The sequence below is a fragment of the Pseudomonas entomophila genome (assembly GCF_029478665.1).
GTDB lineage: Bacteria > Pseudomonadota > Gammaproteobacteria > Pseudomonadales > Pseudomonadaceae > Aquipseudomonas > Aquipseudomonas entomophila_F.
This window is the reverse complement of the sequence record NZ_JARPQB010000024.1, coordinates 53,617-76,105: the sequence shown is the minus strand read 5'-3', so window position 1 is coordinate 76,105 and position 22,489 is coordinate 53,617. Positions and strand designations below refer to the sequence as shown.

The window sequence follows — 22,489 nt, the reverse complement described above, 5'->3', positions numbered from 1 at the left end:
AGAGGTTTCGGCGAGGTTTCAAAGGTTTTCATACAGAACCTAGTGCCTGCAGAAGGTATGCACTGGCGTGACAGCCAAAAATCAATGCCTGCCGTTGGCTCCCTGGCGGTGCACCTATGCGCGGTTCTTCTGCCCTTGCTGGTACAACCAACGCAACACTTCGGCCGTCGGCTCGATCAACTCCCGAGGGATGTACTGGTCCACCAACGCGTCCTGATACAGGGCACGTGCCAATGGAACACGCTCGAGCACAGGCACGCCTTCCTCTTCGGCGATCTTGCGGATGCGCAATGCCATGGCATCGGTAAACATCAAGGTCACCAGCGGCAGCGGGGTCTCGCCCGCTTCGTAGCGAATGCCTACCGCGATATGGGTGGGGTTGGTGACGATCACCGATGAGCGCTTCACATCCGCGCGCATCGAGCCGTTCTGCAGCTCGCGGTGCAGCCTGCGACGCTGGCCCTTGATTTCCGGGCTGCCTTCCATCTCCTTGTGTTCGCGCTTGATCTCGTCCTTGCTCATGCGCAACTGCTTACGCAACTGGTAGCGCTCCACGCCATAGTCGGCGACACAAATCAGCACAAAGCCCACGGCGCACATCAGCAACAGGCTCTTCAGCAGCAAGCCCGCCACCACGCCGATACTGGCCAGTTCGGCGTAGGGAAGCAGAAGCAGGGTTCTCAGGTCGTTGCGCAGGGTGATCCAGACCAGCACCGTCAACAGCCCCACCTTCAGCGCCGACTTGAGAAATTCGATCAGGCTCTTGACCGAGAAGATCTTCTTCGCACCTTCGACAGGGTTGATCTTCTTGATATCCGGCTTGATCGACTCGGTAGTGAAGAGAAAGCCCGTCTGCATCAGATGGCTGATGATCGCGGCCAGGCTGGCCAATGCCAGCAGCGGCAGGCACAGGAGCGCCGACTCGCGCAGCAAGCTTTCCACTGTCAGGCTCAGGGCCTGGCGAAAGGGCAGGTGGATGAAACTTTCGGGCAGCAGCATCAGGCTGGCGAAATGGGCCATGTAATAGTCGGAGCAGCCCATGATCACACCGACCAGGCTGAGGATGAGCAGTGTGGAGGGTACCTCCTTGCTCTTGACCACCTGGCCTTTCTTTCGGGCGTCACGCAGCTTCTTTGGCGTAGGCGGCTGATTCTTTTCGCTCATGGGGCCTCTATCACTGGCCGTAGCAGCGACACTGGGTCGAGAGTCTTTTGCACGCTGTCGTGGGCCAGGCCCATGAGAATGTTCACATACACCACCAGCAGGAGACTGGCCACCAGGCTCTTGATCGGCATCGCCAGGATGAACACATTCAGAGAAGGAGCGAAACGGCTGATCAGTGCCAGCCCGAACTCAGCCAGGAACATGGCGATGACCAGGGGCGCGGCCCACAACACGCACAGGCGGAGCAACTGCGAGAACTGGCCAAAGAAGAAGTCCACCCACTGGCTGCCGATATGCGGAAAGAACGTGCCGACAGGCCAGCTCACATAACTTTGGAACAAAGCACCCAGCAGGGTCAGGAAGGCTCCTCCGCTGAAGAACAGGGTAGTCAGGGTTTGGGTCAGGAGCAGGCCGGTGGGGCTGGTCTGGCTGCCCAGCATCGGGTTCAGGGTCGAAGCCATGGTGGCGCCGCGCTGGTTGTCGATGAGAAAGCCGGTGGCCTCGATGGCCCAGAACGGCACGCTGGCGATGAAACCGATCAGCAAGCCCAGCACCACTTCCTTGCCGATCAGCACGGCCAGCTGCAGGCCGTCGATATCTGCCGGCAAGGTGTCAGCGACCATGGGGTAAATGTACAAGGCCAGCGAGCAGGCCACACCGTTGCGCACCAACCCGCCACCCAGGTTCTGCTTGCCAAGCAACGGCAGGACCACGAAGCAGCTGAACAGCCGAGGCAGGATCAGGCTGTAGGTCAGCATCAGGTGCTGCAAGTCCTGGACGCTCATCGGATACCCGGAATCCGGGTCAGCACCAGGTCCGCGTAGCTATACAGCTCGTTGCCCATCCAGCCCGCGGTGATGAACAGGGTCACCACCACTGCGAGCAACTTGGCGACGAAGCCCAGGGTCTGCTCCTGGATCTGGGTCAGGGCTTGCACCAGCGACACCAACGTACCGACGGCCGCGGCGACCAGTACGGTGGGCATGGACAGGATCAGCACCAGCCAGAGCGATTGGCCGGTCATGTGGAGTACGTCGGCGTTATGCATGTTTACATTCCATAGCTGAGCAACAGCCCATGGGTCAGCCGCGCCCAGCCGTCGAGCAACACGAACAGGAGCAGCTTGAACGGCAGCGAGATGGTCATCGGCGACACCATCATCATGCCCATCGCCAGCAGGATGTTGGACACGATCAGGTCGATGGCGATGAAGGGCAGGTAGATCAGGAAGCCGATTTCGAATGCGCGGGTCAGTTCGCTCACGGTGAAAGCGGGCAGCAGGATCAACAGGCTGTCGTTGTCGACCCGCTCGGCGATGGCCTGGGGCCAGAGCTTGCGCGTGCCGTCGATGAAGAAGGTCTGCTCGCGGCTGTCGACCTGCCGCTTGAGGAAGTCGCGGTAGGGGGCCATGCCTTCGGCGAGGAACTGCTCCACCGAATCGGCGTCGCTCAGTTTCACCTCGTGGCTGCGCAGGTAGTCGTAGGTGGCGAACCCGCAAGGCGCCATGACATAGATGCTCAGGATGATCGACAAACCGTACATGGCCATGTTCGGTGGGATCTGTTGCACGCCCAGGGCGTTGCGCAGCAGCGAGAACACCACGGTCATCTTGATGAACGAGGTGCTCATCACGGCCAGGAAGGGCAGCAGCGCCAGCAAGGTCAGGCCGAGGATCAGGCTGAGTTCGTCGGGCAGTTGGATCATGCCGGTGCGTCCGACAGCAGGCGCTGCACGCGTACACCGAAGCGGTCCTGGATCTCGACCAGTTCGCCGGTGCCGATGCAGCGCTGGTTGACCAGGATCCGCACCTCGCCATCCAGGGGCGTCGCCAAGTCGATCAGCGAGCCAGGTTGGAGCGTGGCCAGGGTGTGCAGGTCGAGGGTCTGGCGGCCGATTTCGAAGTTGACCTGTACCGGCAGTTGCTCCAGGTCGGTGATGTCACAGGTGGGTTCGTCGGGGAGGGTGTCCAGCATCGTAATGATCTCGAATTGGTTGTCGTGCAAAAGGAGGGTGGCCCAGGCGCGGCCTTGAACATGGCCAGTCACCTGTTCGGTGTCGTGCAGTCCGCTCGGCAACAGCAGCACGTCGCCGAGCGCCAAGGTGCGCAACGACGGCAGCGGCAATGTCACGGCTGGCCATTGCAGCGAAAGTTGCAGCGGGAGTGGCAGGCACTCTTGCAGGGGCCTGGCTGGCAGGTTTTCGAGCAACGCGTCCAGATCGCCCAGGATCCACAACGGCAATTCACGCAGGTCTTCGCCGAGCGTCAGACGCAGGCCATGCCCGACAGGCTCCAGCGCAGTGGCGCCGATATCTTCGACAGTGAGGCCAGGTAGCAGGGCGGCGTGCCGTTGCAGCAAGGTCAATTGCAACGCAAGCGGCAGGTTGGCGAAGGCTGCCTCCTGAAGATCCGGTGCCAGCCAGCTGGCCAACAGCGCACGGTTGCAACGCGCTTGCAAGGCAAGCCCCCGCCAATGCAGGTTGACCCTGCAGTCGAGCGTTTCGGGTATCGGGCACGCAGCCAGGCACGCCACCCCTGCCTCCAGTGGATAGCGGGTACGGCAGCGGCTCAGCCGGCGCTGCAAGGCAAGTAGTGCCGGGGAGGCGTTCGGCAGGTTCAAGGTGGTCATTGGTCGGGCTCCCATTCGTCATGGATAGTGCGACGTTGCCGGGAGCCTTGCTGCTGATCCGGGTTGCCGCCGTAGGTCAGACTGACCTGCAGCTGTGGGTCCAGCCTGTGCAGGCGCTCAAGCAGTTCGCCACGGGCCAGCTGCAGAGCCTGCAGGTTGCCCGGCGATGATTGGATGTCGATCTGCAAGCTGCCATGCACCTTGCTCAGATGGATTTCGACCGCGCCCATGCTGGGCAAGGTGACGCGCAGCAGGGTGCCGCCCGCGGAGCGTGCCGGGGCGCTGTACAGGTGCGCCTGCAAGACCGTGCACAGGTGCTCGAGGTCGCGCGGCGCAAGTACCGCCGGTGTCTGCGGGGTTGAAGCGTCGCCAACAGGCGGTCTCCGGGTGTGGCGGGTGGGAGGGCTTGCGAGGGCTCCACCTTTTCATGGGGCGTCAGTGGCGCAGGCGAACGGCGCATTGGGTTGTCCAGATGGCCCATACCCTTCGATCGAGGATCGTGATCCTGGACAGTCGCCTGGCCTGGCGGCCGGAGGGGCGGGGCGACAGGCTCAGGCTTGTTGGGCCCGAGAGGGGCATCGGGCGAGTGGTGCGGCGGCTCGGCAGGGTGGCCACTCTTTGCTGCTGGTATCGCCGCCTGGGCGGTGGCTGGCAAGGTAGGGTTCGGTTCTTGCCGTGACTGTGGTGAGCGCTGGTCAGGACGCGGGGGTGCCAAGGTCGGCTCGAGGTGCTTGCCTCTCTGTTTGCGCAAGTCCCAGGCCGGCATTGATGGGTGCTCACGTATGGGCGTCGCGGATTTAGCTTCGAGGCGTGCATTGGCGAAAACCGCGGCGTCGTGAGGTGCGCGTCGGTCGCTCGGGCGATGCTCATCGCTCGATGTGGCCTGCTTTGCCTGCGAGTCAATGTGACTTGGGGAAAACCGCGCTGGCAGCCATCCGGCGGGCGCGTGCAGCGCCTCGGCCGGTGCCCGGTTCTCGCTTGGCTCGAGGCGTTCAATAGCCTCGGACACTCGGCTCGAGGCCGGGCTGTATTCGTCGCTTGGCACTGTCGGCCCTGCTTGCGATTGTGAGCGGCCCGACACGGATGTGGAGGGTAATCGCACAGTACGGTTGGCGTTCGTGGCAGACGCTTGATTACCGGTCACTCCAGGCTTGGTGAACAGAGCGGGCAGCAAGCCCGACAAGTCGGGCGCGCCCGCCTCGGCAGGCTGAGGGGCCTGGCGGGGTTCGTGCCCAGGGTGCCTGCCGTTCTTGCGGTGTGCTGGACCTGTCGGTTCATCTGCCCCGCGGCCATGGGCATTGCGCCGCGGCCCCTCGGTGTGGCCGAGGCTGTTTTCGAACTGGGCCTGGACCGCAGGCTCGCAATGCCTGCGTGCGCTGACAGGCGCGGATGCGCCGTCGCGCTCGAGTGTCGGTATCTTCATCAGGTTTCGCTCGTGCAATAGCGGAACTCGTCGAGTTCCGCTGCTTCCTTGGTTTCGTCGGCCAGCCGCTGGAGGGCAAAGGCTTCCTGTTGCAACTGGTTGAACTTTTCCGCTTGCTGTTGGGCGTTCTTCAACTGCTCCTGGCATTGGCGCACTATTGCCTGCTGCTTCTGAAGCGTGCGTCGATGCTCATCGACTGCTTGCTCAAGCCCCGTTTCCTTTTCACGCATCACGGCCACTTGCCGTTGCCATTGCTCCAGCAGCTTGCGACTCACCAGCGAGTCCTGGTGACGCAGGTACAGCAACGCCTCCTCATTCAGGCGCCAATCGCGATAATCGTTCACCGCCTCGACGCTCTGGTGATGGGCCTGCTCGGCGCGCTGGAGACACTCCAGCTGCACCCGGGCCTCACGTTCGGCCTTGTCCAGCCTGATGTGCTTGACGCGCACCAACGTCGTCAGTGGCATCGCGTCAGTTCCACCAGTTGGTCGAGGCTGTCGTCCAGGCTGGAGACTTCGTGGGTGCCCTGGCGCAGCCAGGCATTGAGCGCATCGCGCTTGGCGATGGCCATGTCGGTGACCGGGTCCTGCCCGGTCTGGTATTCACCGATCTTCAACAACAGTTCTACCTCCTTGTATTTGGCCAGCCATTCGCGCGCCTGGCCGGCCGCCTGGCGCTGCTCGGCCGACACGATCTGGTTCATGACCCGGCTGACCGAGGCCAGCACGTCGATCGCCGGGTAGTGGTTGGCGGCGCCCAGGGCCTGGGACAGGATGATGTGGCCGTCCAGGATTGAGCGGGTCTCTTCGGCGACCGGCTCGTTCATGTCGTCGCCTTCCACCAACACGGTGTACAGCGCGGTGATCGAGCCCTTGTCGGACTGCCCGGCGCGCTCCATCAGGCGCGGCAGTTGGGCGAACACCGACGGTGGGAAGCCTCGGCGAGTCGGTGGTTCGCCAGCGGCCAGGCCAATCTCGCGCTGTGCCCTGGCGAAACGGGTGACGGAGTCCATCAGCAGCAGCACGCGTTTGCCCTGGTCGCGGAAGTATTCGGCGATGGTGGTCGCCACGAAGGCGGCCTTGGCGCGCTCCATGGCGGGCCGGTCGGAGGTGGCGATGACCAGCACCGCATGGCGCATGCCTTCCTCGCCCAGGTCGTGCTCGATGAACTCGCGCACTTCGCGGCCGCGCTCGCCAATCAGGCCGAGCACCACCACATCGGCTTCGGCGTTGCGCATCAGGCTGGCCAGCAGGGTGCTCTTGCCCCCGCCGGCGGCGGCGAACACGCCCATGCGCTGGCCTTCGCCGCATGCCAGAAGGCCATCGATGCAACGCACGCCCAGGGGAAGTACGCGTTCGATCATGCGTCGGCTCAAGGGCGGCGGGGCATCCTGGTGCACGGGATAGAACGCGGCCGGCTCGGCCACGCCGCGGTTGTCGAGCGGCCGGCCTAGACCATCGAGAACCGCGCCGAGCAGGTGCTCCCCCACAGCGACGCGATGGGTCTGGCCGGTGGCGATCACTTCGGTGGTGGCGCAGATACCGATCATTTCGCCAAGCGGCACCAGCATAGCCTGGTGCTGCTGCAGGCCGACAACCTCGGCAATCATGTCCAGGCTGTCATGGGCATTGCGCAGTCGACACAGCTCGCCGATGCGCGCGCCAGGCACCACGGCCTTGATGACAGTGCCCGTCACCTGGGTGACGCGGCCGCGCACCTGGATCAACTGGGCCTGTTCGATGGCCTGGGCCATGCGCGGGAGGGGGTCGACGAGTACAGCGGTCATGGAAACGCTCTTGCCTTGATTTGCAATGACTTTAAGAGGTGGGCGGGGCGCAGGCTGCCAGTGAGCGACGTATTTTTTTATGTTTCAGCAATGTGGCGATCAAACTAAAAACTCACGGCCGTGCCTGACAGTGGCTGGGCGCATCCACAGGCAGAATCGGGCTTTCGATGGGTTTGGGAGGTCGGTGATGGCTACGTCGATAGTGGAGAGTGGGCGTCCAGGTGCGCCGTCAACGATGCCTGCATGGGGTGACGCTCCGGTCAAGGGGCGAGGGGTCGAGCTGAAGACCGGTTTCGGTTCGGTCGCGGACAGGGCTGGCAGTCTTGCCGGTGGGCATGCTGTACAGATTGCACGTACCCACGAAGTGCAGAAGCTTGATCGTGCCAGGGAGGCGGAGCTGCAAGCGCAGCGCAAGAAGGAACAGCAGACCAGGCCTGTCGAGAACGTCCACTCCCTGGAGGCCATGCTTGCCCGGGCGCGCGAGGAGTTCACGAAGCCGGCTGACCTTGCGCAACTGAGGGCGGCTTCGGACCGGGTCGCCGGTCAGGTTGCCGATGCGGTGGATCGGCCCGGATGGCGGCTGCCCGACCAGGAAGATGACAATGCCGTCAGGTTGGGGCTGCGCCTTAACCAGGCGGTCGATGGCGTCGAGTCGGATCTGAAGGGGCTGAGAAAACTGGGGGAGCAAGGTGTTCCCGGTGCATCGAGGCTCATCCTGAACATTCGCGAGGTGTTCCAATACATTCGCGGAAAGTATCCCGATGTGCCGCTGGGCGTTGCGACAGGTTACGTAATGAAGGAGTTCGCCGCGGAGCTGGGCGCCTTCCATGTTCCGGGCGCTCAGATGTCGCGCGCGGCCGATAACGTCCGCTACCTGCGTGCCATGGCGGGCGTGGCGCTGACCCGTCTGATTCTGAAGGGCATCCAGGAGCCGGTTGCCCGGCTCTTCGCGCAAGGGGAGGGGCGATGACCTACGGTGCCACGGAACTGACAGGTGATCTGGTGGCCCTGATCGAGAAACGTTGGGTCGGGCCGCACGACATGCAGCGCCTGGCCGATGCGATGGGCCTTGAGGATGTCGTGCAGCGCATTCATTACTACCGCGAGCTCAAGCGATTGCTCCGCCTGTTACCACTCTATGTATTCGTCGATGACGATCAGCGCGAGCAACTGCTGGAGGTCTGCCAGCAGGTGCTCGATCGCGCCGTCGACGAGGAAGAAGACCAGCGACTGGGGTTATGAGGGTGAGTCATGGATTGGTGTGAAGAGGCGCTGGTGCAGTTTTGCCAGGGTTTTGAACTGGATCTGCCGCTTGCGCAGCGGGCATTGGTCAGCTTGCATTTCGAAGAAACGGGCCTGCTGCAACTGGAAAGGCATGACAGGCAACTGACACTCTGGCTGGTGCTCGAAGTCCCGCATTTTGATGCCCCGGCGATGGTCGAGCGGGCGCTAAGGTTGATCTGCAGCCGGGTTGCGCCGTCGTTGCCGCTGCGTTGCGGCTGGGTGGGGGAAGTCGAGCTGTTGCTGTTCATCACGCTGGATGAGCAGCGGGTGTCACTACCCACCCTGCAACAGGCCTACGCAACGCTGCTCGCTGCCCGTGCACAGGTGCAGGGCCGATGATCCGGGCAAGTGGATGGGCGGCTGAGTTGCTGCCTGCTGATCGCGGCGGCGAGGGGCCCGACGTTGTCGACTGGTCGCTGCGCATACCGCTCACGCCCTGCGGTGAACAGGTCGCGGCGCAGATCCCCAGGCTCTATCCCGCCAACCAGTCGCAGCAGGCGCTGGCTGCCTATGCCCGGCCTTCCACGGGCGCCTTCGCCGAGTTGCTGAGCCCGCAGGCTTACCGCCGCGCGCGAGACGAACTCAGGAACGCGATGCGCGAGTGCGACCATCCCGCGGCCCGCTGGCTCGGTGAGCGCGAAGACGACGAGCGCCAGTTGCAGATGCTCGTCCAATTATTGATCGAGGTATGAATTCATGAAGCTCAATGCAAGGCAGCAGGATCTCTTGCTGCTGCTCGCCTGGCTGGCATTGCAGTGTGGGCAGGCAGCGCGTGCGATCGACCTGTTGGAGCTGCAATTGCAGGCACGCCCCGAACATGTCGAGGCCCGCCGTATGCTGCTGGTTGCGCTGCTGGAGGCCGGCGAGGGTGTAGCGGCCCTGGCGCAGTGCGCGCACTTGCGCAGCCTGGGTGAGCGTGCCGCGACGCTGTGGTTCTGCCAGAGCCGAGCGCATCAGTTGAATGGGCAATTGGCGGCAGCGCGGGACACCTACGACCATTACCTGAAGCAGAAGGGTGTCGATGAACAAGTTGTCTGAACTGCTGGTAAGGATCGGCACGCGCAAGGACGTCATGCTGGCGGCAATGCTGCTGGCGGTGCTGTTGATGATGGTCTTGCCGCTGCCGCCGCTGTTGCTGGATGTGTTGATCGGCCTGAATATCACCATCTCGGTGGTGCTGATGATGATCTCGATCTATGTCAACACCCCGTTGCAGTTCTCGGTGTTCCCGGCCGTGCTGCTGGTGACGACCTTGTTCCGCCTGGCGATTTCGGTCAGCACCACGCGGATGATCCTGCTGGAGGCCGATGCCGGCGAGATCGTCCATACCTTTGGCAGCTTCGTCGCCGGCGGCAACCTGGTGGTGGGCTGCATCCTGTTCCTGATCATCACCATCGTGCAATTCCTGGTCATCACCAAGGGGGCCGAGCGTGTGGCTGAGGTGAGCGCGCGCTTTTCCCTGGATGCCATGCCGGGCAAGCAGATGAGTATCGACGGCGACCTGCGAGCCAATGTCATCGATGTCAACGAGGCCCGTGACCGGCGGGCGACCATCGAGAAGGAGAGCCAGATGTTCGGCGCGATGGATGGCGCGATGAAGTTCGTCAAGGGCGATGCCATCGCCAGCCTGATCATCATCGTGGTCAACATCCTGGCCGGTATCACCATCGGCGTGATGCAGAAAGGCCTGAGCGCCGGTGAGGCGGCGCATCTCTATTCGATCCTCACCATCGGCGACGGCATGGTCGCCCAGGTCCCCGCGCTGCTGATCGCGATCACGGCGGGCATCATCGTGACCCGTGGTTCGTCGGACAGCGCCCTGGACCTGGGTGCCGACATCGGTGCGCAGGTCATGGCGCAACCCAAGGCGTTGCTGCTGGGCGGCGCGCTGCTGGTATTGCTGAGCCTGATCCCCGGCTTCCCGGTTGCGGTGTTCCTGCTGTTGGCGGCGGTGGTCGGTGGTGGCGGGTTCTGGGCGCTGCGCGCCAGCAAGCAGGGGGGCGCATCCGGGCCGCAGGACCTCCCCACTTTGCTGGCGCAAGGTGCCGGCGCGCCGACGGTCAAGCCCAAGGCGATGCCAGGTGGCAAGGGCGCCGACAAGGCTGAGTTCGCCATGACCGTGCCGCTGCTGATCGATGTGGATGCGGGGTTGCAGAAAGCGCTCGAAGCGTTGTCGTTGAACGACGAGCTGGTCAGGGTCCGGCGGGCGCTGTACATGGATTATGGTGTGCCGTTCCCGGGTATCCACCTGAGGTTCAACGAAGCGCTGCAGCCCGGTGAATACCTGATCCAGCTGCAAGAAGTGCCCGTGGCGCGCGGGCGCTTGCGCCCTGATCAATGGCTGGTGCAGGAGAAGGCCAGCCAGCTGGAGCTGATGGGGGTGGCGTTCGAGGAGGGCGAGGCGATCCTGCCCGGGCAGCCGACCTTGTGGGTGGGCGAGCAGCACAAGGAGCGCCTGCGGCACGCCGGGTGCAGTTTCCTGGCCATGGACCAAGTGCTCAGTTGGCACCTCACGCAGGTGTTGCGCGAGTATGCCGGTGACTTCATCGGCATCCAGGAAACGCGCTATGTGCTCGAGCAGATGGAGCAGGGCTTTGCCGAGCTGGTGAAGGAGGTGCAGAGGATCTTGCCGTTGCAGCGGATCACCGAGATCCTCCAGCGCCTGGTTGGCGAGGACATCTCCATTCGCAACCTGCGTTCGATTCTCGAGGCAATGGTCGAATGGGGGCAGAAAGAGAAGGATGTGGTGCAGTTGACCGAGTACATCCGTGGCAACCTCAAGCGTTACATTTGCTACAAGTACGCCAGTGGCAACAACGTGCTGCCGGCCTACCTGCTTGACCAGGAAATCGAGGAACAGATCCGCGCGGGCATCCGTCAGACCAGCGCGGGGGCTTACCTCGCCCTGGAGCCTGAGGTCAGCGAAGCGTTCCTGCACAAAGTCAGGGAAACAGTAGGTGATTTGGCCCAGATGCAGGCCAAGCCAGTGCTGGTGGTATCGATGGATATACGCCGTTATGTGCGCAAGTTGATCGAGAGCGATTACTACAACCTGCCAGTGTTGTCCTTTCAGGAACTGACCCAGCAAATAAATATTCAACCCCTCGGGCGAGTAACACCCTGATCGGCTGAATGAGGTGCGGCAATGCAAAATTGCCGCCTGACTTAATATTCAATGGGTGACTGATGAATTCAGATGAAATCGCTGAGTGGATGGCTGCGCACGGCCATCCGGTGCAACCTTATTATTGGCTTGATACGTCTATTCAACTGGGTTGGCAGTTCACTTATGGTGGATGTGAAGTGTGCTGGCGCTGTGAGGGGTTGCGTGTGTGGATTGTCATGTTTCGTCGAGGGAACAAGCGCGCCGGGCTGGGGAATTCATTCAGCGCGTTGGCACTCTTGGCGCGGGCAGTACGGGAAGAGTATGGCGCGAATTATACGCTTTACGGCAATGTCGAGATGTTGCTAGGCAGCCCCCTTCGCGCAGAGCGCCTAGGTTATTTCTACCGGGATTGGGCCGGTGCCGTGGAAGTCAGTCCAGGCTGGTTCGAGTTGGAAGTGGGGCGAGTTCGTTCGTGGCAGGAAATGCGCAATCTAAAAAATACCGCCGCCCGCTGACGGTGATCGACCACGAGGGTGATTAGGCTGCTCCCCAGTGCTCGTCATTTCCCAGCGGAGTCTGTCACATGGCAACGGTCGATCGTACGCAACTTAATGCTGTCCTGATGCAGGACGGCTCATCGGGCGCTAATGCGCATTATTCCATCACAGAGCAGCTCGGCAAGTCGATTCGGCGTCATGGCCTGACCATTGTGGATGATACCGGAAGGCCATTGAGCGATGCGCAGATCAAGGCGCTATGCGAGCGGTTGCCGGATATCGTTTCGTCCGGGCGTGGGCAGGGCGGTGAAACCGCGCTGGTGGAAGCCTGGGAGCGGCAGGTGGCGGGCTACGCCGGGGCCGATCCCTCGCGAATCATATCGTTGAAGTCCTTGCTGCTAGGTATGCAAGCGGCTCCGCCGGGTATTCTTTTCAAGGGGGTGAAGGATGAACCTGTCACGGGCAAGCGCTTGGATCAGGATGTCATCGACGCCTACCTTGAGGCAATGAAGAAAAGCGATGGGAAGCGCAAGGAGACTAAAGAGCTTCTGGAGAGCCTGGCGGCAGAGTCGAAAATTTTTGCTTATATACAGGCGCTGATCAATACGGCAGTTGCGAATAAAAGCATTTTCATGACTGGGGATATGGGAAGCGGGGGTCTTAATAATAGAAAGCTGTTTGGGTATGCCACGGATGAAGCGTGGAAAAGTAGTCCTGAATATAAATTGCTGAGCGGCCTGGATACGTTTGTAGCAGGGCCGCCGGAGTATATCACTATTGGTGGGTTTCTATCGGGCAGAACCCGGGATGACGTGCCAGGTCCGCGTAAGGAAAGTAGCCCTGTCGCTGTCCAAGAGATTTACAGTTATGACAAGGATAATAACCCTGTCGCGGCGTTTTCCCAATCCGTTGGTGACCGAGCGCGCTCGGTCAATGACAAGGTCTCGCAACAAAGCGTCATCTTGAAGGACGCGACGGGTCGTTACGACACAGCCACGGAAAGTTTGAATTCCTTCATTAAAAAGTACTTCGACCTGTTGAATGAAATTCTCCGGGCTGTTTAAGGATTCGTGCATGACACCCTCTACCGCTACCCCGCAAAACGATATTGACTCGGCCATCGAAGCCTTCATGAACCAAGGCGGGACCCTGGCGATGTTAAAGGGCATCAGTGATGTGGAACTGGATCAGTTCTATGCCCTTGCCCACGGTTATTACCAGTCCGGAAAACTGCAGGAGGCCGAGACCTTTTTCAGAGGCTTGAGTGTACTGAACCAGTACGACCCGCGGTTCTGGCTGGGCCTGGGGGCCTGCCGCCAGGGGCTCAAGCAATACGACTTGGCCATCCAGTGCTACGCCTACGGCGCGATGGTGGATGTCAAGGAGCCTCGGTTTCCCTTCCATGCCGCCGAATGCCACGTCGAACTGGGCGATTGGGTCGCCGCCGAAAGCGGCTTCTATTCGGCCCGCGCGCTTGCCGAAGCTTGCCCTGAACAGGCGGAGATTGGCGCGCGCGCGGACCTGATGCTGGAACACATTGCAAGCCAAAAAGAGGAATGAGCAATGACTGATGTTTCAAGTGTGAGCAACATCGACCGTCCGCCACTCGACGTCGATGCGGGTACCACGGTCCGCCGCCGCCCTGTGCAGCGAGAGGAGCTGGTGGTCAGCAAGGAGAGCGCCGCTACCGGGCCGAAGCCATGGGCTGGGGTGCGCCTGGACAGGCCCGGCGAATACGACGGTGTTGCGCCGGGGGGCGAAAAGAAAGTGCTGGCCGTGGTCAACAACCTGGTCGAAGTTTTCGGCAAGCTGGTGCCCAGGGCGAGCGAGATGAAGGGGTTCATGTCGACCGAGGACTTCATCGCTGCGCTCGCCCCCAAGCTGGCGTCGCTCAAGGAGTTGCAGTCGAAGCTGCAGCTCGAGGATATCAACCGCCTGACCCTGGAAAACAAGGAGAAGATGAAAGAGAACGACGACAAGTTGCAGAAGTCGCTCGAGGCCGGGACCAAAGCGCAGAAGTCTGGCCTGGCGGCACGTATCTTCGGTTGGATTGGCGCGGCATTCGCCGTGGTGGTGGGTGCGATCATGGTCGCCACGGGCGTGGGGGCTGTCGCTGGTGCGCTGATGATCGCCGGCGGGGTGGTGGGCTTGGTTTCCTGCGCGCTGCAAGAGTGCGCCAAGGCCGGTCTGATCAGTAAGGAAGTCATGGCGGTACTGGGGCCGGTGATGACCGCTATGGAGGTGATCGTCGCCGTTGCCAGCGCAGTGGTGACCTTCGGCGGTGGCGCCGCGGGCATGCTGGCCAAGTTCGCCTCCAAGGTTGCGCCAAAGATCGCGCAGATGGCCGAGAAGGTGGGCAATGCCTTGAAGAGCCTCGCTCAGTTGGGCAGCCGGGCCGCATCGTCGTCGAGCGGCATCGCGCAAACCCTGAAGAATGCCCTGCCGGTCGCCGACTTGGCGGTCAATGGCGGTAACACCGTTACCCAGACTGTCAATGGCGCGCTCACTGCCGATTCCACCTTCAAGCGCGCCAACCTCGAGCAGTCGCGGATGGAGCTGCAGGCGCAGCAGGAGTTGCTGGAGCGCATGGGCGAGGTGCTGCAGCAGGTGCTCGAAGCCTTCCAGGCCATTTTCGCAACGCTGAGCAAGTTGATGGCCGCCCGCGGTCAGAGCCAACACAACCTGGCGCGTCTCCCGCAGACTGCTTGAGGACCGATCATGACTACATTGAATGTAAATGCCAGCATCCCGCAGATTGATGGCGTACGCCATAGCCCGGAAAATTCCAAGGCCACTGAGTCGGGGTCTGTACCGTATCAAGCGGCCGAGTGGAAGAAGGCTGTGAACAAGGGTGCGAATGGGGTTTCACTGGACCAGCCGAACGCGCCAGGCAACAAGGTTTCCCCTCAGACAGTCAGCAAGCTCGACCTCGATGTGCAACTGGTTCTGCTGCTGGCTGAACTCAGCAAGAAGATCAAGGAGTCCTACGAGAAGCAGAAGTCTACCGAGGCCAAGGCCGCGCTGGCCGCCAAGCAGTCGCAGGTTGACGAAACCCGCAACAGCGGCAACTGGCAGATCGCGACCGCCGTGATCTCAGGTGTCGCTGGCGTGGCTGGAACAGCATCGACAGGGTTCAATTTCGGCAAGGGGTTGAGCCAGGGAGGTCAGCAGAAGCTGTTGGACCGTGATCTGGCCGACATCCAGGAAAGGCTGGCGGCGCCTAAGGATCTCAATCCGGTACCGAAATCAGTCGAGGTCACTCCCCCGACGTCCAAGGCCGTCGCGCCTGAGCCGGATATCTCCAACGAGGAGTTCTTTGCTGGGTTTGACGAGTATCGCCTGAAGAGCGCGCAGCAGGCTGAGGGCAACGCCCTGCAAAATACCAGCACGGCATCGGTTGACCCGGATATTTCGGACAATGAGTTCTTTGCCGGGATGGATGAATATCGCCAAAAGAACGCGCAAGGGGTTGAGGATATCACCTCGCAAAATGCCAGGCAGGTTCCAGCTGGATCGGACATGCCGGACGACGAGTTCTTCGCCGGGGTGGACAAACATCGTTTGAAGGAAGTCCAGACGGCACTTGATCGACTGGTCGAAAGCGGCAAGAAGCGTGAAGGTGCCGTGGATCTGGTCAAGGCTTTCCTTGGAACAGTGGACAAGTTGTTGGGTTCATCTTTCCAGACCAAACAAACCTTCATCGGCGCCGACTCCAAAGAGTTCGACATCGAAGCCGGCGTCCACGATGGCAACAAGCAGAAATTCGTCGACCTGATCAAGGCCTCCGAGGATTTCATGAGGGAGCTCAGGCAACTGCTCAATGAGTTGACCACCCAGGCCAACCAGACCAAGCGAGCGATTGCCGTCGGCGCATAACGCACTCAACCCTTGTCCCGGCGGTGCCTTCAGGCGCCGCCGTCCAGGATAGCGGAACGACATCATGAAAGCCCTTTATCTAAACCTGGCGGCCCTCCTGTCGCTGGGTGGTTGCGTTGGCGTACCGATGGCAATCACCGATCTGCATGGCCGCGTCGACCTTCAGCCACCGTTGACACGAGCAGGCTATCTGAACCTGGAGCTCTATACACAGGTCGGTGGGCAGCAGCGATTGATCGGGCAGCAGCGTTATCAGACCAGCATGTTGCCGCTGTACTACGACTTCACCGTGGACAGCCGTGTGTTGGGGAGTGGCATCGGCTTGATCAAGGCGCAGTTGTCATGGCAGGAGGGAGGGGCCGTGCAGGCGCAGGTAATGAAAGTTGTGCGGCCAGGTCACCCTGGAAAACTGCTGCTGATACCGCGCGTGTGTTATCCGTACTGTACGAATGGCGCAATGGATTAACGATATTAGAATGCGCTGACTGGCTAAAAAATCACGACGAGCGTTTGAAGTTTGGGTTGTTTTACAACCATAGAGTAACGCGTCGACTGCGGGCAGGTGTAAGGGCTCCTGGTTGAATTTTTTTGTTGACTCTATTGGTCTGAAGGTAATCCCATGACACTGCCAAGTGTAAGTACCAGCGCTATTAACTCACGTGCTGTAGGTGCGATTGATTCGTGCACCCCTGTTGGAATGTCGACGGCTGTCGACCCCTTGAAAAAGCTGGAATGTTTTGGCTTTGGTGGCTACGCATCCACGGATCAGTTGATTCAAGCGCTGGCAGAGAAGTTCCCCAATGCCTTTGCTTGCCAAGCATTTCCTGTGCGCCCCGAGCAATTGGCCGATCGCCTGTTGAGCACAGTGCGGTTCGTCGACGACGGTTTTGCGGATGACCGCGCGGCTGCGGTGAAGCATCTGTTCGGAAACATCGCCACTTCGATCACCCAGGGTGAAATGGCATTGGCCGAGGGGGCGTTCAAGAAGTTGCTCGACCAGAATAATCAGGCCGATGACCAAGGCGTCCGGCCCTTGGACGCTATGTTGAACAGCCTGGGCCTGCCGTACCACGGGGCAACCAAGGACAATGGCAAGCAGATGGGGCACGCGTGCGAAATGGCCAGTGACGTGAGCGCCTTGTGCAAAGCACCTTACAAGTCCCTCGGGGAGGGCATCGCCTACCTGCACGATCACGGGCAAATCATCGAAGGACGGCCGGGTGTCGGTGTTGGTAACTTGCGCTATCCCGCAGCTAACGAAGTCGGCACCGCCGCACTGATGGCGGAGCTGGCCCATGGCCTGACGGATGATGAACGTGCCTGCATGCACAAAGTTGCCCTTGCGGTGAACGCCGCGGGTACTTACTTCAGCCTGATGAAGCTGGAAGACGGTGGTTTTTTCCTGGGTACGGTAGTGGAACGCATGGCCAAGGAAGGTACGTTGGCCAATCTGCTCGACAATGCCAAGGATCCAGAAGCGGCCAAGGCGCTCCTGGCATTGACGTGCTTCACCTCGGTGGCCGATACCGGCCGCCATGTGCTCAAGGGCGTGGCGCGGCCCTCGCATGAAGAAATCGAGCAGCGTGCCCCGCGCTTCCTCAAGTTGTTGGGTGAGTGCGCGCAAGCCCCTGACACATCCGCCAGCTTCAAGGCACAGTTCTTTGAAACTTCGGGCGAGGGCACTTGGGTGCTGAATCAGCGAGGTTGCGCCTTGGCCCAGAAAATGGCGAAGGCAATTGATGTGTTCGGCGAGTTTCCTGTCGACAGCATGGCGGTCAACGGGGGCAAGGGGAACCCTTTGTCCATCGAGTGCGCTCATGACTGGAACGAAGGGGACAGGGCCGCGGTACTCTCAGGGTTGGGCGGCAACGGCGCGTTTGGTGCCAAATCCGTCGAGGAGTTGATCCCTGGCACGTTGATCGCCAGCATCCCTGACTTGGCCAGCTTGCATGATGCGAGCCTGTTTGAGCCCGGCGAGGATTCGAAAACGTGTTATGCGCAAGCATTCAAAGCGATGGCAGGTTTTATCGGCAGGCATGTCGATTACCAGCAACCGCAAGCACTGCGTAACCTGATGCAGGAAATCCAGCGCGTCGGGGGTGCCTCAAGATAGCGGCTGCGTCATATTGCCACTCTGGCTTGAGGGCAAGCTGACGCTGATTTATCATCCGCGCCCTGTTACTGAACCCTCAATGGGTTGAGAGCACACTCTTCAAGCACACAACACCGCTGCTTCCTCGGGAGCAGCGGTGTTGTGCGTTCTCGCTATTTCGTGCCTGCCATAAATAATAACGACGATCGCCGATAGCTGCTGCGCGCAGGCCGGCGCTACAGTCCACTCGCGCTTTTTAACACTTCTATACGCTGCAAGGTGACGGGGCTCGCGCCATCGCACGTTTCAGCCTGGGCCGTACTTCATAGGGATTTAGATGCATTCCGTACTTATCGTTGATGACCACCCGTTCATTCGCAGCGCCGCGCGCATGCTCCTGCAGCAGGAACAGTTCGATATCGTCGGTGAAACCGACAACGGCGTCGATGCCTTGCAATTGGCCCGTCAACACCTGCCGGACTTGATCCTGTTGGATATCGCCATCCCCAAGATGGATGGACTGGAAGTGCTCAACCGCATTGCCGAACTGCAACTGCCTGCAAAAATTCTGGTGCTGACCTCGCGGCCAGTCGCCAGCTACGCCATGCGCTGCATGAAGGCCGGCGCTGCGGGTTACGTCTCGAAGGCCGAGGATCTCAACGAGCTGGTCAAGGCTATCCGCGCCATCATGTCCGGCTATACGTTCTTCCCCAACCTGGCCGCGAACTCGGTGCGACGCAGCGACATGGAAGCCTCGGAACAGGATTTGATCAGACGCCTCTCCGATCGGGAACTGAGCATCCTGCAGAAGTTGGCGACCGGTTTCAGCAACAATGAAATCGCTGAGGTGATGCACGTGAGCAACAAGACGGTCAGCACCTACAAGAAACGCATCATCGAAAAGCTCAATGTCAAGTCGCTCGTCTACTTGGCCGAGTTCGCCAAGCGCAATGATCTGGTGTGAACACCTTGCCCATGCGCTATCTCACGATTGCTTTGCTGTGCCTGTTCAACCTGTTTCATATCAGTGCCGTGGCCTCCGACGCCAGGCCCATGAAACTGTATGGCCGCTCGACCATCGACAATTATCAAGTGCAACTCGATGAGCAGGATCGACAATGGTTGGCCGGCCACGGCAGCTTACGCCTAGGGGTTTCGGGGCCCGACAACGAACCGTTCGAGGTGACGGCCAACGCTCAGGGGTTCGAGGGCATCACTGCCGACTACGCCGCATTGCTCGGGCAGTTGCTCGGAGTGCCAATCGCTGTGCAGCGTTACGAGTCGCGTGATGCGCTGGTCCATGCGCTGAAAAGTGGCGCCGTCGACTTGATGGGCACGGCCAACCGTTACGATGCGACCATTCCCGGCCTGCTGCTGACAAGCGCCTATGCCGAGGACGAGCCGGTGCTGGTGACCCGGCGCCAGGATGGCGAGGGCAAGGGCGGGCCGGGCAGGAAGCTGGCGATGTTCTACCACTACCTGCCCAAGGCGGAAGTGGCCCAGGGTTACCCTGATGCCGACGTGCAACTCTATCCTTCTTCGTTGAATGCATTGAGCGCAGTGGCGTTCGGCCAGGCAGACAGTTACCTGGGCAATGCCATCAGTGCCAACCATCTCATCAACAAGAACTACCTCAACAACCTCGAACTGAATACCTCGCCCTTCGAGCCTGGGGGGATTGCCTTTGCCGTCGAAGCGCACAATACCCGGCTGCTGGATATTGTCGATCAGGCCCTGGCGGTCATCCCCAATGCCGAACGCAACAATATCCTGCGCCGCTGGAATGCCGTCCGGGTCGATGTCCCGGGGCTGAACCGCCTGCACTTCAGTGCCAGCGAGCAACAATGGTTGGATAGCCATCCCCGGGTGAAAGTGGCCATCAACGGTGTATACCTGCCGCTGACCTACTTTGACGAAAAGGGCCGATTGTATGGCTATACGGCCGATGTGCTGGCGCAGGTGACCTTGCGCACGGGCTTGAAGTTCGATGTTTCGCCGGGGGGCAGTACTGAATCGCTGATGGCCTCGTTGAGCCGCGGCGACCTGGACATGGTCGCCACCGACTCGCCTGGCAGCTTGCCCGGCCAGGCGTTCGTCTTCAGCCAGCCGTACCTGAGCATGCCCTATGTGCTGGTGCGTTCCGAGTCGAACCTGGCGCTGAACTCGCTCGACGACATGAACGGCAAGATGCTCGCGTTGCCGCAGGGCAGCGCGCTGCTCGCATACGTCAGTGGCAATTACCCGTTGATACGGATCACCACCGTCGCCGACCCCAAGGAGGCCCTGGAGCTGGTCAGCCAGGGCAAGGTTGACGCTGCCTCGGTTTCGTTGTTCAGCGCACGCTATCTCATCACCCACAAACAGAACGACAAACTGTGCATCACCGGAACCGTGGGCACGGTGCCGGCGCAGCGCGCGTTCGCGGTGGCAAGGTCGGCGCCGGAGCTGGTGTCGATCCTCAACAAGGCGTTGCTGAGCATCACCCCGGAAGAAACCGCCGAGCTGACCAGTCGTTGGCGCAGCGCGGTGGTGCTCGACGATAGCTACTGGTCGCGGCATCGTGTGGTGCTTATCCAGGCCATGGTCGCTGCGGCATTGCTGCTGGCGTTCGCGCTGGGCTGGAACGCCTACCTGCGCCGCTTGATCAGCACGCGGAAAAAAGCCGAGGTCGCGTTGTTCGACCAGGTGGAGTTCATGCGCACGCTCATCGATGGTACGCCGCACCCCATTTACGTACGCGATTACAACGGCTGCATGGTGCTGTGCAATGCCGCTTACCTCGAGGTGTTCGGCGTGCGTCGCGAGCAGGTCATCGGCAAGACCGTGGTGGAGGGCAAGTTCTTCAACCCCGAGGACGCACGCTTTTATCACGACAGCTATATCGACGTCATGCGCAACGGCCAGCCACGGATTCAGGATGGCAGCCTGCGCCTGGCCAGTGGCGAGCAGCTGACGATCTATCACTGGACCCTGCCGTACCGTGGCAGCGAGGGCGAAGTCACCGGCATGATCGGTGGCTGGATCGATGTCAGCGAGCGTCACCACCTGCTGGAAAGCCTGCAGGAGGCCCGGGAATGCGCCGAGAACGCCAACCGCGCCAAGACCACGTTCCTCGCTACCATGAGCCATGAGATCCGCACCCCCATCAATGCCATCCTGGGCATGCTCGAGCTGGCCATGAAAAATGCCAACCAGGGCAGGATTGATCGCCTTGGCCTGGAAGTAGCCTCCGGCGCGGCGCAGGACCTGCTGGAGTTGATCGGCGATATCCTCGATATCGCCCGGATCGAGTCTGGCCACTTGAGCCTTTCGCCGGTACGCGCGAACCTGATCGAGCAGATCAACTCGGTGGCCAGGATCATGGATGGCATGGCCCGGCAGAAGCGTCTGTCGCTGGAGCTCGAACTGGACGAGGCGGCCGATTGCGATGTGCTGATCGACCCGTTGCGCTTCAAGCAGATCTTCACCAACTTGCTGAGCAACGCCATCAAGTTCACCACTTACGGTGAAGTAAAGGTGATCCTGCACGTGTCCCCCTGTGCCGAAGGGGAAGCGCTGGAGATCTGCCTGCGCGTCGAGGACACCGGCGCCGGTATCAGTGTCGAGGATCAGCAGCGTCTGTTCACACCGTTCACCCAGGCCAGCAACAACAGCCATTCGGCGCGCACCGGCACAGGCCTTGGCCTGAGCATCTGCCGGACCCTTGCCGAGATGATGCATGGCCAGCTCTACCTCTCCAGCGAACTGGGCCGGGGCACTCAGGTGCAGGTGGTGTTGCGTGTGCCGCTGCTTGACGCCAGTGGCAGGTCATCGACCCCGGAGCCGGAGCTGGTGCCCCATGGGCATGTCCTCAATGTGCTGGTGGTCGATGACTACTCCGCCAACCGACTGCTGCTTTCCCAGCAGTTGTCGTACCTGGGGCACCGGGTACGCGACGCCGTGGACGGCGCTCAAGGGCTGCGCGATTGGTACAACGACACCTATGACGTGGTGATCACCGATTGCAACATGCCTTCCGTCAGTGGCTATGAACTGGCCCGTGCCATACGTGCCCATGAAGCCGCGAGCGGGCGTAGCCCTTGCCTGATCATCGGTTGCACGGCGAATGCGCAGCCGGAGGTGAAAGTGCTGTGCCGTGAAGCCGGGATGGATGATTGCCTGTTCAAGCCTGTGGCATTGGGGGACTTGAGTGCCTGCCTGGCCGGTGTCGCGCCTGAATTGGTGGGCAATGAACCCGACGCAGCCTTATCGAACGGTGGCGAGATCGACTTTCGCAACTTGCTTAAATTGACGCTTGGTCAGCCTCAGGCAGCCATTCGGTTGCTTGACGACCTCGAGGAAAACACCTGCGCCGACATGAAGCTGCTGCTCAAGCAGCTGCTCGAACGTGACGCCGAGGCACTGTCGCAGCTGGCACACAAGGTCAAGGGCAGCGCAAGGATCATTGGGGCCAAGGGACTGACCGCCGCGTGTGAGGGCCTTGAAGAGGCTTGCTCTACAGTGAACGACGATGACCGCTTGCTGGCAGCAGGGGATGCATTGCAGCAGGCCATGGAGCGTGTCCTGGAAGACATGGACGGTGCTCGCGGGCATCTTGCCTCTCAGGCGTCGAGTTGACCGGCTCCCTGGCTGCG

22 protein-coding genes and 1 pseudogene are annotated in these 22,489 nt (G+C 61.0%); 15 read left to right on the top strand and 8 right to left on the bottom strand.

The window, feature by feature from the left end; all coding sequences use genetic code 11:
- Positions 1-114: 114 nt before the first annotated feature.
- The 8 genes and pseudogenes from sctU to sctN all read right to left on the bottom strand — a co-directional run bounded on the left by sctU (position 115) and on the right by sctN (position 7,000).
- Positions 115-1,164 (bottom strand): type III secretion system export apparatus subunit SctU, encoded by a 1,050-nt coding sequence (gene sctU / locus P5705_RS14230; protein ID WP_277461457.1) that lies wholly within the window; start codon positions 1,162-1,164, stop codon positions 115-117.
- Positions 1,161-1,949: a type III secretion system export apparatus subunit SctT gene (gene sctT / locus P5705_RS14225; protein ID WP_277461456.1), complete on the bottom strand. Its 789-nt coding sequence runs from the start codon at positions 1,947-1,949 to the stop codon at positions 1,161-1,163. The genes sctU and sctT overlap by 4 nt, the downstream gene beginning before the upstream one ends.
- Positions 1,946-2,212: a type III secretion system export apparatus subunit SctS gene (gene sctS / locus P5705_RS14220; RefSeq protein ID WP_277461455.1), complete on the bottom strand. Its 267-nt coding sequence runs from the start codon at positions 2,210-2,212 to the stop codon at positions 1,946-1,948. The genes sctT and sctS overlap by 4 nt, the downstream gene beginning before the upstream one ends.
- A gap of 2 nt (positions 2,213-2,214) precedes the next feature.
- On the bottom strand, positions 2,215-2,868 hold the full coding sequence (sctR, locus tag P5705_RS14215; protein WP_277461454.1) for a type III secretion system export apparatus subunit SctR: 654 nt from the start codon (positions 2,866-2,868) through the stop codon (positions 2,215-2,217).
- Positions 2,865-3,791 carry a type III secretion system cytoplasmic ring protein SctQ gene (gene sctQ / locus P5705_RS14210; protein WP_277461453.1) on the bottom strand — a complete coding sequence of 309 codons (927 nt, stop codon included), beginning with the start codon at positions 3,789-3,791 and terminating at the stop codon, positions 2,865-2,867. Before sctQ ends, sctR begins: the two co-directional genes overlap by 4 nt.
- Positions 3,788-4,114, bottom strand: a pseudogene (locus P5705_RS14205) (type III secretion system needle length determinant); the annotation flags it as partial. The pseudogene P5705_RS14205 and the gene sctQ, both read right to left, overlap by 4 nt.
- Positions 4,115-5,213: 1,099 nt before the next feature.
- Positions 5,214-5,681 (bottom strand): type III secretion system stalk subunit SctO, encoded by a 468-nt coding sequence (gene sctO / locus P5705_RS14200; RefSeq protein WP_277461452.1) that lies wholly within the window; start codon positions 5,679-5,681, stop codon positions 5,214-5,216.
- A complete protein-coding gene (sctN, locus tag P5705_RS14195) occupies positions 5,672-7,000 on the bottom strand; it encodes a type III secretion system ATPase SctN (RefSeq protein WP_277461451.1) in 1,329 nt (442 codons plus the stop codon). Before sctN ends, sctO begins: the two co-directional genes overlap by 10 nt.
- A 235-nt stretch (positions 7,001-7,235) precedes the next feature.
- Between sctN and P5705_RS14190 the strand changes: the two genes are divergently transcribed.
- The 15 genes from P5705_RS14190 (at position 7,236) to P5705_RS14120 (ending at position 22,472) form a co-directional block, all read left to right on the top strand.
- A complete protein-coding gene (locus tag P5705_RS14190) occupies positions 7,236-7,970 on the top strand; it encodes a hypothetical protein (protein WP_277461450.1) in 735 nt (244 codons plus the stop codon).
- On the top strand, positions 7,967-8,242 hold the full coding sequence (locus P5705_RS14185; RefSeq protein WP_277461449.1) for a TyeA family type III secretion system gatekeeper subunit: 276 nt from the start codon (positions 7,967-7,969) through the stop codon (positions 8,240-8,242). Before P5705_RS14190 ends, P5705_RS14185 begins: the two co-directional genes overlap by 4 nt.
- 9 nt (positions 8,243-8,251) lie before the next feature.
- Entirely contained in the window at positions 8,252-8,623 is a 372-nt protein-coding gene (gene sycN, locus P5705_RS14180) for a type III secretion chaperone SycN (RefSeq protein ID WP_277461448.1), read from the top strand.
- Positions 8,620-8,976, top strand: a complete 357-nt coding sequence (locus tag P5705_RS14175; protein ID WP_277461447.1) for a hypothetical protein — start codon at positions 8,620-8,622, stop codon at positions 8,974-8,976. Before sycN ends, P5705_RS14175 begins: the two co-directional genes overlap by 4 nt.
- 4 nt (positions 8,977-8,980) lie before the next feature.
- The gene (locus P5705_RS14170) at positions 8,981-9,322 is read left to right on the top strand and encodes a type III secretion protein (protein WP_277461446.1); all 342 of its coding nucleotides are present in this window, start codon (positions 8,981-8,983) and stop codon (positions 9,320-9,322) included.
- Positions 9,306-11,408: a type III secretion system export apparatus subunit SctV gene (gene sctV, locus P5705_RS14165; protein ID WP_277461445.1), complete on the top strand. Its 2,103-nt coding sequence runs from the start codon at positions 9,306-9,308 to the stop codon at positions 11,406-11,408. Before P5705_RS14170 ends, sctV begins: the two co-directional genes overlap by 17 nt.
- Before the next feature lie 62 nt (positions 11,409-11,470).
- Complete coding sequence (locus P5705_RS14160) at positions 11,471-11,905, top strand: LcrR family type III secretion system chaperone (protein WP_277461444.1); 435 nt, start codon at positions 11,471-11,473, stop codon at positions 11,903-11,905.
- Positions 11,906-11,973: 68 nt separating this feature from the next.
- Positions 11,974-12,951, top strand: coding sequence for a virulence-associated V antigen (locus P5705_RS14155; RefSeq protein WP_277461443.1), 978 nt, complete (start codon positions 11,974-11,976; stop codon positions 12,949-12,951).
- A 10-nt stretch (positions 12,952-12,961) separates the two neighbouring features.
- Positions 12,962-13,447, top strand: coding sequence for a SycD/LcrH family type III secretion system chaperone (locus tag P5705_RS14150; protein WP_277461442.1), 486 nt, complete (start codon positions 12,962-12,964; stop codon positions 13,445-13,447).
- 3 nt (positions 13,448-13,450) lie between these two features.
- Positions 13,451-14,596 carry a type III secretion system translocon subunit SctE gene (gene sctE / locus P5705_RS14145; protein WP_277461441.1) on the top strand — a complete coding sequence of 382 codons (1,146 nt, stop codon included), beginning with the start codon at positions 13,451-13,453 and terminating at the stop codon, positions 14,594-14,596.
- Positions 14,597-14,605: 9 nt separating this feature from the next.
- Complete coding sequence (gene sctB / locus P5705_RS14140) at positions 14,606-15,763, top strand: type III secretion system translocon subunit SctB (protein ID WP_277461440.1); 1,158 nt, start codon at positions 14,606-14,608, stop codon at positions 15,761-15,763.
- Positions 15,764-15,827: 64 nt separating this feature from the next.
- On the top strand, positions 15,828-16,229 hold the full coding sequence (locus tag P5705_RS14135; RefSeq protein ID WP_277461439.1) for a YscW family type III secretion system pilotin: 402 nt from the start codon (positions 15,828-15,830) through the stop codon (positions 16,227-16,229).
- A 153-nt stretch (positions 16,230-16,382) separates the two neighbouring features.
- Positions 16,383-17,876, top strand: a complete 1,494-nt coding sequence (locus P5705_RS14130; protein WP_277461438.1) for a hypothetical protein — start codon at positions 16,383-16,385, stop codon at positions 17,874-17,876.
- A 316-nt stretch (positions 17,877-18,192) separates the two neighbouring features.
- Positions 18,193-18,819 (top strand): response regulator transcription factor, encoded by a 627-nt coding sequence (locus tag P5705_RS14125; protein ID WP_277461437.1) that lies wholly within the window; start codon positions 18,193-18,195, stop codon positions 18,817-18,819.
- Positions 18,816-22,472 carry an ATP-binding protein gene (locus P5705_RS14120; protein WP_277461436.1) on the top strand — a complete coding sequence of 1,219 codons (3,657 nt, stop codon included), beginning with the start codon at positions 18,816-18,818 and terminating at the stop codon, positions 22,470-22,472. The genes P5705_RS14125 and P5705_RS14120 overlap by 4 nt, the downstream gene beginning before the upstream one ends.
- Positions 22,473-22,489 lie beyond the last annotated feature (17 nt).